Below are 16,161 nucleotides of genomic sequence, written 5' to 3'. Positions count from 1 at the left end.
GGTTGCGGATTATAAAGAAGACTACATCTTAGCGGTATGTCTAATGAAGATGCCAAAAAGTTTATTTGGACAACTGAAGAACAAACGGGGTTCCGACGATTTTGGCGATGCGGCTTGGGGAAAGTGAAGTTCGAAGTCGGTTGGCTTTCGTTCGCCCATCATAGATCACTATTCAAAATAGGAAAAGCGAGAGGAGGTACACCCCGGTTAAGCGCCGCAGTGCGTCTCACTCTCGCCTGATTTCTACAATACAAATATCATGACTAAAGCCCATCAAACGGCCAAAGACGCCAAATATCAGTCATTAAAAATCTAAAGTCATCTCTAAGAATTATGATTCCAAGACCAAAAAAAAGCTCCTTGTGCTGTTATAAGTCTATCAAACCATATTTCAAAGTTCAGGTTTATTGGTTCACCTTCATACTCTGCTGAATCATAAACAGATCGATCGAGTAGGTAGTCTTCCCTACCTTCCTTTACTCTGTTGGCATTTACACAAATAAGTGTCTGATCATATTTAGCTATCACGTAGATATGAGACGGGGCAGGATAACGTTCTAAATAATCTTCAATCTCATCAAGTCCCAAAACATACCACGATGGCTCGACCTTCTCTTCTTCGTCTTTAAATAACTCTGCACCATTATGGATTGAAAGAAACAGTTTTAAGCTATTAGGTAGAATTAATCCAGTTTCCTTTTGAAAATCATCAATTTCTCTTATAGATGCAGGTTTTGAAAAGGAACATGAAGTGTTTAGTGTATAACCTTGAGTTCTTTGAATAACGTTTAAAGAAGATTTACTTAGTCTTCTTTTTAGTCCATCCAGTGTTAAATCAAGTAAATTGGGCACTATTTTCATCCTTTTTATTTATAATATGAAAACCAGAACGAAAATTTAAGATGATGATCTGCCCATAAAGGAATTAGGTTAGAAAAATCATTGTTTCCTCCATATTCTAATGGACGAATATGATGAATTTCAATCGGTTGCGTCCAATTGACATAACCATAATTACTATCATAATAATTTCTATAAGCTGTTCTTACTGAATTATTAAAAGTTTCTCTAAGTGGCGCTGTATAGGATGAACTGTAAGTAGGCCACTCAGTTGAACTAGGCATTGTAGCGTTGAGATAACCATGAACATCCACATTTTTCCAAGATGGATATCTCTGGCCCAATCTATTTAACAATATATCTACTTCCCAATAGTTATTACCTGCTGTTCCAAGTTGACCTGTTTGGGGGTTTACAACCCATATGCCAAAAGCACTATTATACGTTGAATAAAAATATGTTTTATTGACCGTTATAGGTTTTGTTACAGCTTGGCCAACCCATATTTGACCTGCACTCCATGCAACGTTGAGTTGGGTGAACAAACCTAAGGAAGCAAATCGTTCTGTTCCTCTGTATAATGCACTCACAGCCTCAATACTTGTTGGCGGTGTGCCAATAATGTTATTTATTTTTATAACCAAATAAGGGGATGTAGTCTCGGTAACTACAAGGCCTGATTTAAGCTCTACATAATCTGTTCCTATACCGATTGCTTTTTGACTTTCATTAGTTAAATCACGATCATAGAAATTTTTAACTTGTGAATTTTCACTAGATTCTTCCTCTGCCCGTGCGTTTTGTTGATTTTTAACTAACCCAGGTTACTCTGCCTGTTCCTCCAGCCTCGCCCGCATCTGCGCATAGGCCTCCGGGGTGCCGACATCCTCAATCGTGCCCTCCGTATAGTAGGCCCGCATCTCCTGACGGGAATGCAGCCACTCGGGAAAATAACTCGGCGCATCCGGGTTGCCCCCTTCCGCCAGATAACGGGAGAACAGCGGCAGCGTAGAACGTTTGTAGATGTACAGCGCAAATACGCCAATGTTCGAGCGGGGCGCCTGCGGCTTTTCCTCCAGGGACAAGACCCGATTCTGCGCATCCAGCTCCGCCACGCCGATACTGCGCAGCTCCGCCGGATCATCTACCGTCCGCACCAGAATACAGTCGGTATCCACCTTGTGAAAATAGTCCAAATACCCCGCCAGGCCGAAGCCCAGCACATTATCGCCCGCCAGCACCAGCAGATCCTCCTGCGGCTGCTCCTGCTCCAGCACAAACTGGATATCGCCAATCGCGCCTAAACGCCCCTCGGGAGAAGAAGTGCCGTCGTTGAGGATACGAACCTGCTTGCTCCCTTGGTACTGCCCGGCCCACTGTTCAAAAGCATGGAAAAAGCGCTCATTCGTCACCACAAGAATCTCCGAAATCTCCTCCAGCACCTCCAGCCGCGCGGCCAGCAGATCCAGAATCGTCCGGCTTCCCTGCACCGGCAGCAGCGGCTTCGGGGTGTCCAGCGTTAACGGATACAGACGGGTGGCATACCCCGCAGCCAAGATTAAAGCAATCATCCTTTGCTCGCCCCTTTGCCTGGTCCGGGTGCCGCAAACAAGGATTGGGATAGCAAAGCCATCGTCTGTTTGTATACGGTATGGGCGGTTAAGGTATCTCCAAGGAATCCACCCATATACAGATGAATTACACCGTGCAGTGAGGACCATATGACGGCGACAAGAGCCCCGGTCTCTTCCTGATCCGAAATAAGCCCCTGCTGCTGGGCGGTAATGATTAGAACCTGTAGTCGGCTTATGGCGGTCAACGTTCCCTGCATACTCTCCGCATCCGGCTTGAATTCGGCAAAAGCCCCTCCGAACATCAGCTTGTAATAGCTGCTGTAATCCTGTCCGAACTGCCAGAAGGCTTCGCCCAGCTCCAGCAGATGCTGCCGGAGGTCAGCGGACGGCGGCACCTCTTCAAAACGCAGGGCCAGCAGCTTACAACCTTCAAGATATAACTGCTGGGCCAGCCCCTCTTTATTGACAAATAGACTATAGATAATTTTGGTGGAACAGCCCATTCTTTGCGATACTCTGCGTACAGTGACGGCCTCCGGCCCCTCTTCCTGCAGAATATCTGCGGCTGCATCTACCACTAGCTTACGGAGATTCTCCGTATTTTGCAGACGGGCTTCCTGATAGGTCTTCAGTGTCCGGCCCGTGGATGGCGAGGACTTGTCTTCGTTATGGATAGGAATCACCTTCATTCGGTTATCAATGTTATTGACCAGCAACAGGGTTGCCGGGTTCTAACAGGAATTCTAAACATTCGCACCTGGGATGTCAATTAAACCCTTACGTGAAAAAATTAGATTGACACACGTGTGATGTTTTGGTTACTATGATTCACATAGGTAACGTTGTTACCAAAACAAAACATTGGTTCAGAAGGAGAATTGAAAATGAATATTAAAGGGAAATGGTCATTGGTCACCGGAGCCTCTTCGGGAATCGGAGAACAGTTTGCAAGACAATTAGCCAAGGAAGGCAGCCATCTGGTGCTGGTCGCCAGAACCAAAAGCAAACTCGAGGCGCTCGCAGCCGAATTGACGCGCAGCCATGGAGTTCAGTGCCGGGTGATTCCGCTGGATCTATCGCTCGAAGGCGCTGCCGGAGAGCTGTACCAGCAATGCCAGCAGCTTGACCTGAATATCGATCTGCTGGTGAACAATGCGGGTTTTGCCACCCATGGCCTGTTCGAGCAGGTCTCCGGCGAGCGCCAGCATGAAGAGGTCATGCTCAACGTAGCCGCTGTAGTCGATATGACGCATCTCTTCCTTCCCGGAATGCTCCACAGAGGAGCAGGTGCTGTGATCAATGTATCGTCTACCGCAGGCTTTCAGCCGCTGCCTTATATGGCCGTCTATGGGGCGACCAAAGCTTTTGTCTTATCCTTCACCGATGCCCTCTACTGGGAGAATCGTGATCGTGGCGTACAATTCTTCGCCCTGTGTCCAGGCTCGACGGAGACTAATTTCTTCAACGTGGTAGGTACGGAGGATGCCTCTGTCGGCGGCGCGAAGGACTCGCCGGAGCGGGTAGTGGCCCTTACACTGCGCGCTATGGCCAGAGGAAAACAGTACGTTGTTCCGGGGCTCCGCAATTACCTGAGTGCCCAGATCACCCGGTTCATGACCCGCAGACAAAGCCTGCGCCTGGTCGGGGGTATGCTTCGCCCTACAAACCCTAAGGAGAATGTCTAATGTCTACAGAAACTAATCAACGCAAACGGTCCGCCGGTAAGCATATCCGTAGATGGAGCTTGATCCTGCTCGGAATAATCGTGCTGGGAATCGCCGGATTCCTGCTGATGCCAGCCCCGGTAGAGCCTGCCGTGTGGTCTGCACCTGCCGCCCCTTCTTTTGAGCAGGAGGGTCCCTGGAAAGAGAACAGCAAGCTTAGCTCCGCAGAGCTTGTGACAGACCGCGCGAAGTTCCCGGAATTTATCACTTTTGATGCTACGGGCCGCCTGTATACAGGCGACTCTGACGGTAAAATTTACAGAGTGGCCTTCGATGCGGAAGGTAAAGCGCAGCCAGCCGAAGTGTTCGCCGATACCCAGGGAACACCTAACGGGCTGAAATTCGATGCTGCCGGAAATCTGATTGTGACGGATATTCAGAAGGGGCTGCTGTCGATTGGCAAGGACGGGAAGATTGAAGTATTGGCCACAGAAGTAGATGGAGGGCCGATCTATCTGGCGAACGAGCTGGATATCGCGCAGGACGGAATGATCTATTTCTCCGATACCTCTAACTACGGCAAGGTCATGTTCAAAGAGATCGCCGAGAACAAACCGCATGGACGGTTGTTGAGATATGATCCGCAGACCCGGCAGACCACCGTTCTGCTGAAGGATTTATATTTTGCCAATGGGGTCGCATTGTCTGCTGAAGAAGATTTCGTGCTTGTTGCTGAATCGTACCATTATCAGTTGACCCGATACTGGCTGAAGGGGCCCAAGCAAGGCACCTCGGATATATTCGCGGAGAATCTGGCGGGGTTCCCGGACAATATCACCCGTGATGAACAGGGGCATTTCTGGGTAGGGGTATTTACAACCCGGCTGGCTTTTGCCGATTACATGCACAGTCATCCTTGGGTAGCCGCGACGATGTCCAAGGTTCCGCAAACCTTGTTAGATGGAGCAAGTGCCCCGGTAAAACACGGACTTGCCGCAGAATACGGCCCCGAAGGCGAGCTTGTGAGCAGCTGGCATGATCCGGAAGGAACCTTGTACGGGATCACCACTGCCGTAAGCCAGGGAGGATATTTATATCTCGGAACTGCACCGGGCGGAAGCCAAGGGGTTCACCGGGTGCTTTTGAAACCGTAAGATTGCCACATTGAGGCAGCCCAATAGTAGCTCACTCCGGCAGGAGGGGCTGCTGTTGCGGTTCACCACATCCGCAAGCTTAAGACCCACCTGCTCCAGACGACCATTCATATGATTCAGTGCACCTTCCACCTGCTTGTCTGGTTATTTTGCAGGGTAATTATGGTAGAATTACAAGGGAGTCATTGAGATAACGGGTATCATACCTGAATGGAGGATAAGCATGAAAACATTCCTTGCCTCAAAATCTTTTCTGGTCACATCAATCTTGTTCAGTCTGCTATTCATTGTGAATCTGACTGCAACACCAGATGGTACAGCCATAGACATGGTATTCAGTATCCTGAAGTCTGTCTTGGCGGGGGTAATCAGCGGATTTTTGATTGGCGGAGTGATTTTTCTTTTACGGAAGAAGGACAAGATTTGAACACAACTCCACTTACAATGACGGGATCTTCATACTATTTGACCGAGGCACTCCTGTAGCAATTCATGATATCCCCCGGCCTGTTCGTCCGTCACTCCTTCCCGCAGTGCTTCGAACAGCGCCAGACAGCGCTTGAAATTCCCGTCATGTCCGGACTGATGGGCCAGTCTTAAAGATTGCATCATCCAGTCCAGCGCCTCCTGTATTCTGCCTGTCCGTTTATGATATAGCGCTAAATGATAACAATAGCTGAAATAGTGCGAGAGATTGCCTGCATCTTCATAGTCCCCAAACCCGGCACTCTGCTCCGCGAACGTATGCAGCAGATCATCCACATCTAGCCCGTAATCCACCGCAGCCTGCAAAATAGTCCCTAACCCCGGCAACAGCTCCTCCGGATGATCCTGCAAGAAACAGCAATATTCCTCCAGAAGTCCAGTCTGCCCTGAGAGAATATCCACCATATACAAGTTAGCACGCGCCAAGCCTCTGAACTCCTCGGCAATCACCTCTCCTTCTTCCCCCAAATCCTCCATCCAGCCCAGCTCAGCATAGCGGTATATCATCTCTCTAGCGTCGTCATACTTCTGCTGCTTCTGATAAGTGATGCCCCGCATCAAATGACTGAACCCGAAATAATATACAAGCGGACGCTGCATGTCCATAAGCGGTACCGGAATTCCTTTAGCCTTGTGATACTGCCGCTCCTCATAGATACACTGCGCATAGCTGTAAAGAATACCTGCTGTATTCAGCATCTTATCCCAATCCTCTAAGCGATTTGCCATTTCCAGCATTTCAACGATAATGTCCGGATTGAGTATTTTTAGAATAAAAGGGCGCATGGTTGTGCCTCCTTTTTCCATTTTAAGTTAATTGTATAACTAAATATACATTTGGTCAAGATAAAAAGTACTTTTAAGTACTAATATTATAAAGATTACTTTGTCTTTGATGATCTGTAATGGTTAACATACCTCTTCTAACCTTAAGTGGAGGTGATCCCATGAATTTACCAGAAAGTGTAGGAAGTCGGATACGTGAGCTTAGAAAAGCTAAAGGATGGACCCAGGAGCAACTGGCGGAAGCTGCATCACTTCACTACAGCTATATAGGTGGGGTTGAACGCGGAGACCGCAATATTTCTTTGGAGACCCTGGAGAAAATAATAGCTGCCTTCCAAATCCCCGCTGAAGAAATTTTTCGTTTCGAGGATCATACCGACCGCCGTAAGGTGTTAGATGAACATATGACTTTGATAAGTAGCAGGAGTACTAATGAGATAGAAGCGCTGACCAAGATCAATCGGGAAGTGGTGGCTACATTAGATAGCTCCGAAAATAAAGATGGCAGATGAATTCAAACCCGAGCTTGTAAAAAGAATCGGGGAACGCATCCGAAGATTACGCAAAGAAATGAACCTCTCGCAAGAACAGCTTGCAGAACGGTCCGGTCTACATACTAATTATGTGGGTCAAGTTGAACGCGGAGAAAAGAACCTCACGCTTGAGACCTTGGAAAAGGTCGTTACAGGGTTAAACATATCGCTAGAGGAACTGTTCCGTTATATTGGACCCATGGAGCAAAAGGATGCTCTTAGTCAGATTATAGAGTTACTGGTTGAGCGCCCCTCAGAAGATCAGAAAATGGCACTTAGTTTGCTAAAATCGGTTTTAGAGTGGGAAGAGAAGAAACATGACCTTTGAGAATACTACGCTATGACAGACTTACGGAATACAGTCGGAGACCGAATGCGCGCTATAAGAAAGGCCCAAGGATTAACACAACAGCAATTAGCCGAGCTATCCAACTTGGATGATGCGTACATAGGAGCAGTTGAGCGTGGGGAGCGGAATTTTTCTATAGATACCTTAGAGAAGATCGTAACAGCATTACAAATTCAACCCAGCGAGTTATTTCTCCATTCTCAGGGTCTTAACGAGACTGAGGCTGCGCAGCAGAAAGCCCTTGATGAATATGCGGGTATTGTCAGCAGGTTAAGTGTGAAGCAAATCACTACTCTGCAGAGGATTGTTAGCGAGGTAAAAGGAGCTTTTGAAGCATAAGCATTCCTGAGGTGATCCCATGAATTTACCAGAAATTGTAGGAACGACCCTGGAGAAAATAATAGCCGCCTTCCAAATCCCTGCTGAAGAAATTTTTCGTTTCGAGGATCATACGGACCGCCGGAAGGCGTTAGATGAACATATGACTTTGATAAGTGGCAGAAGGACACACGAGATAGAAGCTCTCACTAAGATCAATCGGGAAGTGCTGGCTACCCTGGATAGCTCCGAAAAAAAAGATGCCAGATGAATCCAAACCCAAAGGGATGCTGCTTAGTAAACTGAACTCGGTTTTGAGAAAAGAGGAGTATTATGGGATCTCCAAGTGGAATGATTATTTTCTCAGCAATATCAACTATATTTTTGGTTGTATGGGTTATCGGAGCTCTGTTAATAGCAATATTCCCCTTTAAGTCCTGGGAGCTACTACAAGGATGGAAGGCACGCAGAGAGCCATCCTCCTCCTATTTTATAATGGTAAGAGTACTGGCATTTATTATGCTTATCATTGGTATTGTTCTACTTTCCTTAAACTTGTTTCACAATTAATAAAAAACAGGACTGCCCATATACAGGCAGCCCCGTCTGATTCGTCCTAATCCAGCTCCGCACGCGAGAACAGATCGCGGATGAGCTCATTATCCTCACAGGCCCGCTTGAAGGCAGTGGCGAACTTGACCAGCGCCTCGCCATCGGAGGAATAGGCGCAGAACATATCTGCTTCCGGGTCAAACCGGATGATCTGGGCCAGCTCAGGCATCCGCTCCTCCAGGAAGACTGCTGCCAGAGAGGCCCAATCATACCCGCCCCCTTCGAAGCCCTCGTCTTCCCGCGCGGCGAATACCTCCGTCTTATAGCTTCCTGCATTCAGAATCACGGACTTGCCGCCGTTATCCTGCTCCACGATAATAAAAGGCTTCAGATCCGCAGCTCCCGCCGATTCCGCCTCTTTCAGCTTCTTCAATAACTGTTCCTTCGCCTCATCCGTGAACCGGAGCGTCCCGTTCGTGTTCACGATCATGCCTTGGCGGACCCGGTCGTCCAGCCAGTCCGAGATGAAGCCCGGGGCATATCCGCCTGTGCTGAATTCACCGCCGAACGCGATCATTTTGGAATATACCTCAAGATATTGGTCACGGCTCGTATTCGGGTAGACGCGCGTATAGAGCCAGAATTGCAGATCATACATCAAGGTGGACCGCTCGTCCGCATGAAGAGAGAAGTGGCCCTTCTCCTCCACAATGGCGGTGCTGATCCTGCGGATAACGCCCTCTATATCGTCCACTTCCGTAACCTTGTCGCACAGCTCCTGCAACAGCGGTGAGAACGCCCCGGACGCCACTGTCTTCAGGTCATCCTCCTTATCCTCCTCCGAGGTATCAAACACCTCATCGTTCACCAGCCCGCGGATGAAGGTTTCGAAGTCGGGGGCCAGGAACGTAATCTCATAATCGCCCTCCTGGTCCACATGAATCACCTCAGGTTCACCCTCCGGGCCGCAGTGGCGGTAATCCAGCATGATGACATCATGTCCGGCAGAAGGACAGTCTCCGAAGACCACGCCAATGTCGGGGTAACCCCACTCCTCAATCATGAAGCGGCTGCCCAGCTCTCCGCAGAGGGAGTAGCTTTTGTCACGGCCGATCCCGGCAATTCCTGATATCGCGACATGGTTCTCCGCCCAGGAGGTAGATTCATTCACCGGAAAACAAGTATTCCGCGGAATCCCCCCGTTATGCTGCTTCATCATGGCAATGTAAGAAGCTGGCAGCTTATAGCCCAGTTCTTGCTCGACTGAAGCAATCAGCTCGTCACTGGGCAGCGGAGAGACATACTCCTTCAAGGCGTAGTCGCTGTCCTCCCAGAAATCCGCACAGAAATCAAGGAAAGACCCAAGGTCTCTGCCGCCGCTCTCTCTGAGCAATTTAGCATTATGTATCGCTTCGGCACGCCTGGCCTGCTCTCTGGCCTCACGCTGCAAGCCTTCCCGGCTGTACTCCAGCATATTCTGAATATCTCCGTCTCCCGGCTCCAGTTCATCTGCACGTGCAAACGCTTGGACAGCCTGCTCGTACTGCTTCAGATAATAGTAGGAGTACCCTGTGCGAAAATGCCACAGCGAATCCGCCTTGCCTTCCTCTGCAATGCTGAGCAGCAGCTCCAGCGCTTTGTCGTAATCTCCCAGGTTGTTATAGGCTCTGCCCAATTGGCTGATACATTCATAATCTCTTGCCTCCGGAGGAATCTCCAGAAGACGGTCCACAATCTGCTGAAATTCATTCTTGTCAAGCCAACGCTTCACTTGTGCCAGCAACGCTTCATCCATACCTTTTAGCCTCCCTGTTTGGACACTGCAAAACAAGCCCATCCCCAAATTCCGCAGGCGCGCTTGCCGTCAGTTCATTCACTATTACCCATTCACCGGAAAATCGGGAAATTAAACAGGCCCCGGTTAACATAGATATCTCCCGGCTCAAGTGGAAACGGCTTTGCCGTCCTCTCAAGGACGGTACCGTTTCAGCGAGAAATAGAAGGATAACTTATAGCGTAAAACATATAAGTTCTTATATTTCAAAATAACCCCGCAAAACGAGGCTTTAGCTTCGGCTTCTATACCAAAAAGAGGCTGTCCCTGCCTATATCCGGCATCAGGACAGCCCCCTATAATATCATTCCTATACATTCCGGCAATTTACTGAATCGACTGCAGATGCTCCCCGAGACGGTCCCAAGTTTCGGTAATTCCCTGGATCATCCCCATATCCATGACAGTACGGAGCGCTTCTTCGGACTCATATTTCGAGCGGCTGATCAGCTTCGTTCCGCCCCCCTCCGTCTCTTCAAAGATCATGCTGACCAAAGTAGACGGCATTCCTTCGGTTTCATTGCCTTCGGCATCCGAGAAGTAATCGGTGTAGACAAAGCTCTCGCCATCAGTAATTTCATGATAGACGCCCTTGCCCCAGGATTCCATTCCGAAGAATTCCCCCTGCTTCTCATCGACACACTTCATACAGTAATGCCAAATACCGCCCGGACGAAAATCAACGCTGCAGAAGGGAACAATCCAGCCGCGCGGGCCCCACCACTGCTTCAGATGCTCTGCCTCAGAAAATACTTTGAATACCAGCTCACGCGGGGCATCGAATACACGTTCCAGAACCAGCTCAAGACCTTCTACTCGGGAAATCATTGTGCCAGACATTCCTAATCCCTCCTGATAGTCATTCATTTGTCTTCGGACTGTAACTGCCGCAGATAGTCATCCAGATTGTCGAAGCGTTCACTCCACAGCCTGCGGTAAGCTTCCAGCCAGGCATCCATAGCCTTCAGCGGCTCCGTACGCAGCCTGTAGTTCCGGCGGTTAGCCGCCGCTTCCACCTCAACCAGTCCGGCTTCCAGCAACACACGCAAATGCTTCGAGGCCTGAGGCTGACGGAGCGTGAGCCGCTCGGCGATATCGCCTACGCTCATCGGCCCGTCTTTCAGGATCTCTACCATCCGCAGCCGCGTAGGCTCAGCAAGTGCGCTAAATGTCGTTGTGTCCATCATTTCAGCATTCCTTTAATCAAGCCTTTTAGTATTTCGGGTACATTCAAAATATACCCTAATGGGAATATTCCCGTCAAGGAATATTTTAAAATTGTCGGACGGCTTCTGCTGCTCTTTTGCTTCTCATTACTTGTTGTCTATTCGAGCAGGTTAACGCCTGCCGCTTCCAGCGAAGGAATAAGATATTTATGGTCTATGGGCGATGACATCACAATTAGAATCGTATAGTTCCCGTATTTATCGCATTCATTGCCGAACTGCTCCAAGGCTTGCGTGGAATCGGTCATTACTTTTAACAGATAGTTGTGCTCTCCGCTGATCCGGTAACATTCAACGACCTCCGGAGAGGAGCGGCAGAATTCCATGAAGGCAGTACATTCTCTGGAGTGGAACAGCATATAGGCAGCCGCATGTTTTCCAATCTTCTCCGGTGAGATTATGGTGCGATACCCGCTGATTACCCCATTTTCCTCCATACGTCTAACTCTTTCTGTCACTGCGGGTTGTGATAGGCCCACACATTTCCCGAGTTCCGTCATAGATATTCTCGCTTGGCTCTGAAGATGAAACAGAATCTGCTTATCCGTATGGTCCATTCCATTCAACTCCTTTAATTTTAAAGAACTTTGTGCAAACTGCCTTGTTTTTAACCGCCGGACGGCTATTATAGCTTGGTTGCCTTATGTAATCCGATTAACTTATTTTATATAATATACTTACATTAGTAAAGCAAACCTTGCTTTAACTATAGTGAAAGGATGATAACTGTTGAGTACACAGTATTTGAACACGATTAATCCAGACCGCCTCCCGGCGCGCATTGATAAAGTTATTGAGCAGACTCTTACTGACAAGCGCCTGGCGGGCGCTGTCATCAAGGTAGCGTTAGATGGGAAGCTCCTATATAGCCGGGCTGCCGGCTTTGCAAGCCGTGAACTGAAGCAGCCCATGCGGGAGGATACCTTATTCCGGCTGGCATCGGTTTCCAAGCCGATTACCTCAACAGCTGCTCTGGTACTAGTGGCCCAAGGCCGCTTGCTGCTTGATGACCGGGTGGACCGCTGGCTACCGGAGTTTCAGCCACGTCTGAAGAACGGCAAGCGGGCGGAAATCACGATACGCCACCTAATGACGCACACCGCTGGTCTAACCTACCGCTTCTTTCAGGAAGAAGGCGGCTCCTATGAGCAGGCCGGGGTATCCGATGGCATGGATCAGTCTGGTATTACGCTTGAAGAGAATCTGAAGCGGCTAGCGTCTGTTCCACTCCTCTATACACCAGGCACCGAGTGGAGATATTCTATCGCAACAGATGTGCTGGGGGCGGTGATCGCAAGGGTTACCGGAACCACGCTCAGTGAAGCCATAGATATACTCGTGACCCGGCCACTCGGCATGAAGGATACCGGCTTCCTTGCAGTGGAACCGCAACGGCTGGCCACCGCTTACGCCGATGACGTTCCGGGCCTGCGGCCTATGGAGAATCCGGACAGGTTGGCCTTTGTAGAAGGAACGGCGGGATTCCGGCTCGCTCCGAGCCGGGCGCTAGACAGCACCGCCTATGCTTCCGGGGGAGCCGGTATGATCGGCAGCGCCGGAGACTTCCTCCAATTGCTGGAGACGTTGCGGAAGGGCGGGGCGCCCCTGCTGCCGGAATCACTGGTCCGCGAAATGACTACCAACCAGATTGGTGACCTCTCCATGCCCTTCTGGCCGGGACGAGGCTTCGGCTTGGGATTCACAGTGCTTAAAGATCCTGCTGCAGCCGATACTGCAGAGTCCCTTGGCACATGGCGCATGGGCGGTACCTATGGGCATTCGTGGTTCGTCGATGCCAAGCAGCGACTAAGCGTGGTCGCCTTCACCAATACAGCACTGGAGGGCATGTCGGGTCCGTTCACGGTTGACCTGTGTAATGCCATCTATGGCAGATTGGACCCGTCATGAACAATACCAAAGAGAACGCCGGGATGAGCAGCAGCACCATTGCTTCCCCGCAGCAGAGCTCCAGTTCTCCTGCTTCCGTACGCCTTCCCTGGGCTGGATTACTTGCCCTGGCGATGACCGGGTTTATCTGTATTCTGACTGAAACGATTCCTGCCGGACTTCTGCTTCAGATCAGCAAGGGGCTTGGAGTCACAGAGGCCATGGCAGGCCAGCTTGTTACCCTCTATGCCCTGGGCTCGTTAGTCGCCGCCATTCCATTGACCACGGCAACACGCGGCTGGAGGCGGAGACCCTTGCTGCTAGTATGCATCCTTGGTTTTCTCATATTCAATACCGTTACTGCCTTATCTTCGAACTATCCCCTGACGCTAACGGCCCGCTTCTTCGCAGGTGTGTCCGCTGGTGTCCTGTGGGGAATGATCGCAGGTTATGCCCGGCGCATGGTACCGGAGCAGTTGAAGGGACGGGCTATGGCTATTGCAATGGCGGGAACACCGCTTGCTTTGGCGTTTGGCGTGCCAGCCGGAACGTTTTTGGGTAACCTTACAGGCTGGCGTAATATCTTTGGCGTCTTGTCGCTGTTCGCTCTGCTGCTGACCATTTGGATACTCTGGAAGCTGCCGGATTATCCGGGAGAAGCTGCAGACAAGCAGCTAAATAAGGTCTTCACAAGGCCCGGAGTGCGGCCGGTCCTGTTTGTAGTGCTGGCCTGGGTATTGGCCCACAATATCCTGTATACCTATATAGCACCGTTCCTTACTCAGGCCGGGCTGCCAGGGATCGTGGATTTGGTGCTTCTTATTTTCGGTATTACCGCACTTCTTGGCATCTGGTTAACCGGTATCTGGATTGATCGTCACCTGAGGCTGTTGGTTCTGATTAGCCTCACTGCATTTGCATTGGCATCTGTCCTGCTTAGTATAGGCAGCAGCAAGCCTTTCGTGATCTATCTGGTAGTTGCTGTATGGGGCTTAACGTTCGGAGGAGCAGCTACGCTGCTGCAAACAGCAATGGCCACAGCTGGCGGAAAGAGCGCAGATGTAGCGCAATCCATGCTTGTAACCGCATGGAATCTGGCCATTGGCGGGGGCGGTGTAATTGGTGGAATTCTTCTCGAAACAACGGGTGTTATGACATTTCCTTGGGCGTTGTTTGTCTTGCTGGTCCTTTCCTTATGGATAGCAAGACGCAGCAGAACACATGGATTTCCTCCCGGAATCTTGGATAATCATCGCAATAAGTAACCTCACCACTCTGCGTCCTTCATTTGCAGCCCTGTATAATAGTCTGCATAGCGATAAAACAGCCGGGAATCCTCCCGGCTGTTCAGCTTTTAGTCTATTCATTTCCGCTCGACCGCCTGCGGCATTACACTGCCCGCTACCCCTGCTTAAGCGGCGCTGTGAGAATCATCTTCCCGCGCGGGGTAACGCCTGCGCCATCCGGCTCCAGTGTAACGGCTATGGTATCATAGGCCTTCGGGTCAAACGAATAATACAGCGCCCCGTTTCCGCCCTGTGAGATGAAAGTGCCCGCATTCACCGGCGAGTCCCCTTTGATCAGCCATACCTGATAGACCTCCGTGCCGGTAAGCTCCGGCAGATCTTCTGCCTGAAGCACAAGGTGGGTGCCGGTAGGGTCTGCGACAATCGTTGCTGTACCCTTGGCGGTAACCCCTTCTCCCGCCGGACTAAGCGCCACCGCCTCATTCACCTTAAGCCCCTGAAGCGGTCCGGTGCCGGAAGCCAGCTGCTGCTTCAGCTCAGACACATTGCCGCGCAGCTGGCCAGTGTAGACGACCAGGAGCAGCACAGCCACAGCCAGTCCAAGGCTCAGGTACCCCCAGAACCGGGTTCTCTTGGGCTCCGGGATGCTTAATTGGGGCAAACCCTGCTCTGCCGGAGGAGTCCTCGCTGGCTCATGCTCCGCAGCTCGCTCTGCATCAGGCTGGATATTCAGCAGACGGGTCTCCGGCCGGGCTGCCGGTGCGCCCGCATTCCCGGATTCCAGCACCCGTGACAAGATGCGCTCCTTCATGCCGGAGGGCGGGTCTACGGGCACAGAGGCAAGCGGAAGATGGTCCAGTACCTGGCGGTATTCCTCCACCAGCTCCCTGCATTCCGCGCATTCTGCTGCATGGGCAGCGAATTGCTGCATTTCCTCCGCCGTCAGTGCGCCCAGCGTATATAATTCGGCCAACTCACAGAGTTCCTCATTGTGTTCACTCATGTGCATGATCCCTCCTTCCCCAGTGCCGTAAAGATTTGTGAAGCTGCTTCATCGCCAGCCGGACTCTTCCCTTGACCGTTCCCAGCGGGATTGCCGCAAGCTGGGCTACCTCCTGCTGGGTGTAGCCCTGGTAATAGATCATATCCATTACCTGCTGCTGGTCGCGGCTTAATCCCAGCAGCGCCTCCCTGATCTCTTCCCCCGCCATCTGCAGCTCAACGAGATCCTCGGTGAGCGCACTGTGGTCCTGAACCTGCTCCAGATTCCCGGAATCGGCCGATTGCCGCGGCAGCCTGGCGTCCCGCTTACGGAGATAATCAATCGCCAGATTGCGGGTCACTGCGAACATCCAGGTCAGCAGCTTGCCCTTACCGAAGTCAATCTGCCCCGCATTCTTCCACAGGCGCAGGAACAGCTCCTGCATAACCTCCTCGGCAGCCATCGAATCCTTCACGATCTGGTAAGCAAAGCTATAAATGACCCGTTCATACCGGTCATAGAGCAGTTCGAGGGCATTCGAGTCTTTCTGTGCAATAAGCAGAATTAACTGCTTATCGTCAGCTGTGTCATTCAATTGCCATCCCCCATTCAACAGAAAATATAGTAGTGCCAGTGGTTCCATGCTGAAAAACCTGCGTCCACTGAGTATAACCGCTTTGCACAACCGTCTCAACCTGCCGGCCTGACGGGTGCAGGCATCCGGCAGCT

20 protein-coding genes are annotated in these 16,161 nt (G+C 50.6%); 9 read left to right on the top strand and 11 right to left on the bottom strand.

Annotation, left to right across the window (positions count from 1 at the left end; translation table 11 throughout):
- Window positions 1-324: 324 nt before the first annotated feature.
- The 4 genes from NST04_RS04980 to NST04_RS04965 all read right to left on the bottom strand — a co-directional run bounded on the left by NST04_RS04980 (window position 325) and on the right by NST04_RS04965 (window position 3,103).
- The gene (locus NST04_RS04980) at window positions 325-852 is read right to left on the bottom strand and encodes an SMI1/KNR4 family protein (protein WP_341183401.1); all 528 of its coding nucleotides are present in this window, start codon (window positions 850-852) and stop codon (window positions 325-327) included.
- A 14-nt stretch (window positions 853-866) separates the two neighbouring features.
- Window positions 867-1,484, bottom strand: coding sequence for an HNH endonuclease signature motif containing protein (locus tag NST04_RS04975; RefSeq protein WP_341183400.1), 618 nt, complete (start codon window positions 1,482-1,484; stop codon window positions 867-869).
- A gap of 180 nt (window positions 1,485-1,664) precedes the next feature.
- Window positions 1,665-2,411 carry a nucleotidyltransferase family protein gene (locus NST04_RS04970; RefSeq protein ID WP_341183399.1) on the bottom strand — a complete coding sequence of 249 codons (747 nt, stop codon included), beginning with the start codon at window positions 2,409-2,411 and terminating at the stop codon, window positions 1,665-1,667.
- On the bottom strand, window positions 2,408-3,103 hold the full coding sequence (locus NST04_RS04965) for a TetR/AcrR family transcriptional regulator (RefSeq protein ID WP_341183398.1): 696 nt from the start codon (window positions 3,101-3,103) through the stop codon (window positions 2,408-2,410). Before NST04_RS04965 ends, NST04_RS04970 begins: the two co-directional genes overlap by 4 nt.
- Before the next feature lie 195 nt (window positions 3,104-3,298).
- On the opposite strand from NST04_RS04965, the gene NST04_RS04960 reads away from it, so the two are divergent.
- From NST04_RS04960 to NST04_RS04950, 3 genes are all read left to right on the top strand, one after another.
- The gene (locus tag NST04_RS04960; RefSeq protein WP_341183397.1) at window positions 3,299-4,099 is read left to right on the top strand and encodes an SDR family NAD(P)-dependent oxidoreductase; all 801 of its coding nucleotides are present in this window, start codon (window positions 3,299-3,301) and stop codon (window positions 4,097-4,099) included.
- A complete protein-coding gene (locus tag NST04_RS04955) occupies window positions 4,099-5,232 on the top strand; it encodes an SMP-30/gluconolactonase/LRE family protein (protein WP_341183396.1) in 1,134 nt (377 codons plus the stop codon). Before NST04_RS04960 ends, NST04_RS04955 begins: the two co-directional genes overlap by 1 nt.
- A gap of 223 nt (window positions 5,233-5,455) precedes the next feature.
- Window positions 5,456-5,659: a hypothetical protein gene (locus tag NST04_RS04950; RefSeq protein WP_341183395.1), complete on the top strand. Its 204-nt coding sequence runs from the start codon at window positions 5,456-5,458 to the stop codon at window positions 5,657-5,659.
- Between the two features lie 29 nt (window positions 5,660-5,688).
- Here the strand turns inward: NST04_RS04950 and NST04_RS04945 are convergent, their stop codons facing one another.
- Complete coding sequence (locus NST04_RS04945; protein WP_341183394.1) at window positions 5,689-6,504, bottom strand: DNA-binding protein; 816 nt, start codon at window positions 6,502-6,504, stop codon at window positions 5,689-5,691.
- Window positions 6,505-6,665: 161 nt separating this feature from the next.
- Between NST04_RS04945 and NST04_RS04940 the strand changes: the two genes are divergently transcribed.
- The 4 genes from NST04_RS04940 to NST04_RS04925 are packed head-to-tail and all read left to right on the top strand — an operon-like array spanning window position 6,666 to window position 7,975.
- Complete coding sequence (locus tag NST04_RS04940; RefSeq protein WP_341183393.1) at window positions 6,666-7,016, top strand: helix-turn-helix domain-containing protein; 351 nt, start codon at window positions 6,666-6,668, stop codon at window positions 7,014-7,016.
- The gene (locus NST04_RS04935; RefSeq protein ID WP_341183392.1) at window positions 7,006-7,365 is read left to right on the top strand and encodes a helix-turn-helix domain-containing protein; all 360 of its coding nucleotides are present in this window, start codon (window positions 7,006-7,008) and stop codon (window positions 7,363-7,365) included. Before NST04_RS04940 ends, NST04_RS04935 begins: the two co-directional genes overlap by 11 nt.
- A 12-nt stretch (window positions 7,366-7,377) precedes the next feature.
- Window positions 7,378-7,725, top strand: coding sequence for a helix-turn-helix domain-containing protein (locus NST04_RS04930; protein WP_341183391.1), 348 nt, complete (start codon window positions 7,378-7,380; stop codon window positions 7,723-7,725).
- 19 nt (window positions 7,726-7,744) lie between these two features.
- On the top strand, window positions 7,745-7,975 hold the full coding sequence (locus NST04_RS04925) for a hypothetical protein (protein ID WP_341183390.1): 231 nt from the start codon (window positions 7,745-7,747) through the stop codon (window positions 7,973-7,975).
- Window positions 7,976-8,320: 345 nt separating this feature from the next.
- Here NST04_RS04925 and NST04_RS04920 read toward each other — a convergent pair whose 3' ends face one another.
- The 4 genes from NST04_RS04920 to NST04_RS04905 form a co-directional block, all read right to left on the bottom strand.
- Entirely contained in the window at window positions 8,321-10,051 is a 1,731-nt protein-coding gene (locus NST04_RS04920) for an Imm51 family immunity protein (protein ID WP_341183389.1), read from the bottom strand.
- A 366-nt stretch (window positions 10,052-10,417) separates the two neighbouring features.
- Complete coding sequence (locus tag NST04_RS04915) at window positions 10,418-10,930, bottom strand: SRPBCC domain-containing protein (RefSeq protein WP_036691785.1); 513 nt, start codon at window positions 10,928-10,930, stop codon at window positions 10,418-10,420.
- A 23-nt stretch (window positions 10,931-10,953) separates the two neighbouring features.
- A complete protein-coding gene (locus tag NST04_RS04910) occupies window positions 10,954-11,274 on the bottom strand; it encodes an ArsR/SmtB family transcription factor (RefSeq protein ID WP_036692208.1) in 321 nt (106 codons plus the stop codon).
- Window positions 11,275-11,414: 140 nt separating this feature from the next.
- Window positions 11,415-11,873 carry an Lrp/AsnC family transcriptional regulator gene (locus NST04_RS04905; RefSeq protein WP_076156441.1) on the bottom strand — a complete coding sequence of 153 codons (459 nt, stop codon included), beginning with the start codon at window positions 11,871-11,873 and terminating at the stop codon, window positions 11,415-11,417.
- 172 nt (window positions 11,874-12,045) lie between these two features.
- Between NST04_RS04905 and NST04_RS04900 the strand changes: the two genes are divergently transcribed.
- Together NST04_RS04900 and NST04_RS04895 are read left to right on the top strand one after the other, a co-directional pair.
- Window positions 12,046-13,224, top strand: coding sequence for a serine hydrolase domain-containing protein (locus NST04_RS04900; protein ID WP_341183388.1), 1,179 nt, complete (start codon window positions 12,046-12,048; stop codon window positions 13,222-13,224).
- A 23-nt stretch (window positions 13,225-13,247) separates the two neighbouring features.
- Entirely contained in the window at window positions 13,248-14,468 is a 1,221-nt protein-coding gene (locus NST04_RS04895; RefSeq protein WP_341185179.1) for an MFS transporter, read from the top strand.
- 136 nt (window positions 14,469-14,604) lie between these two features.
- Here NST04_RS04895 and NST04_RS04890 read toward each other — a convergent pair whose 3' ends face one another.
- Complete coding sequence (locus NST04_RS04890; protein WP_341183387.1) at window positions 14,605-15,453, bottom strand: anti-sigma factor; 849 nt, start codon at window positions 15,451-15,453, stop codon at window positions 14,605-14,607.
- Window positions 15,446-16,027 carry an RNA polymerase sigma factor gene (locus NST04_RS04885; RefSeq protein WP_341183386.1) on the bottom strand — a complete coding sequence of 194 codons (582 nt, stop codon included), beginning with the start codon at window positions 16,025-16,027 and terminating at the stop codon, window positions 15,446-15,448. Before NST04_RS04885 ends, NST04_RS04890 begins: the two co-directional genes overlap by 8 nt.
- Window positions 16,028-16,161: the final 134 nt, after the last annotated feature.

This window comes from Paenibacillus sp. FSL H7-0756, assembly GCF_038006765.1.
Taxonomy (GTDB): Bacteria; Bacillota; Bacilli; order Paenibacillales; family Paenibacillaceae; genus Paenibacillus_AQ.
The sequence above is the reverse complement of the archived record's forward strand: the minus strand, read 5'-3'. Positions and strand labels throughout refer to the sequence as shown.

Coding starts and splice junctions, on each gene's coding strand:
- NST04_RS04970 (WP_341183399.1), bottom strand. CDS start 2,411: ATGATTGCTTTAATCTTGGCTGCGGGGTATGCCACCCGTCTGTATCCG.
- NST04_RS04965 (WP_341183398.1), bottom strand. CDS start 3,103: ATGAAGGTGATTCCTATCCATAACGAAGACAAGTCCTCGCCATCCACG.
- NST04_RS04960 (WP_341183397.1), top strand. CDS start 3,299: ATGAATATTAAAGGGAAATGGTCATTGGTCACCGGAGCCTCTTCGGGA.
- NST04_RS04955 (WP_341183396.1), top strand. CDS start 4,099: ATGTCTACAGAAACTAATCAACGCAAACGGTCCGCCGGTAAGCATATC.
- NST04_RS04950 (WP_341183395.1), top strand. CDS start 5,456: ATGAAAACATTCCTTGCCTCAAAATCTTTTCTGGTCACATCAATCTTG.
- NST04_RS04945 (WP_341183394.1), bottom strand. CDS start 6,504: ATGCGCCCTTTTATTCTAAAAATACTCAATCCGGACATTATCGTTGAA.
- NST04_RS04940 (WP_341183393.1), top strand. CDS start 6,666: ATGAATTTACCAGAAAGTGTAGGAAGTCGGATACGTGAGCTTAGAAAA.
- NST04_RS04935 (WP_341183392.1), top strand. CDS start 7,006: ATGGCAGATGAATTCAAACCCGAGCTTGTAAAAAGAATCGGGGAACGC.
- NST04_RS04930 (WP_341183391.1), top strand. CDS start 7,378: ATGACAGACTTACGGAATACAGTCGGAGACCGAATGCGCGCTATAAGA.
- NST04_RS04925 (WP_341183390.1), top strand. CDS start 7,745: ATGAATTTACCAGAAATTGTAGGAACGACCCTGGAGAAAATAATAGCC.
- NST04_RS04920 (WP_341183389.1), bottom strand. CDS start 10,051: ATGGATGAAGCGTTGCTGGCACAAGTGAAGCGTTGGCTTGACAAGAAT.
- NST04_RS04915 (WP_036691785.1), bottom strand. CDS start 10,930: ATGTCTGGCACAATGATTTCCCGAGTAGAAGGTCTTGAGCTGGTTCTG.
- NST04_RS04910 (WP_036692208.1), bottom strand. CDS start 11,274: ATGGACACAACGACATTTAGCGCACTTGCTGAGCCTACGCGGCTGCGG.
- NST04_RS04905 (WP_076156441.1), bottom strand. CDS start 11,873: ATGGACCATACGGATAAGCAGATTCTGTTTCATCTTCAGAGCCAAGCG.
- NST04_RS04895 (WP_341185179.1), top strand. CDS start 13,248: ATGAGCAGCAGCACCATTGCTTCCCCGCAGCAGAGCTCCAGTTCTCCT.
- NST04_RS04890 (WP_341183387.1), bottom strand. CDS start 15,453: ATGAGTGAACACAATGAGGAACTCTGTGAGTTGGCCGAATTATATACG.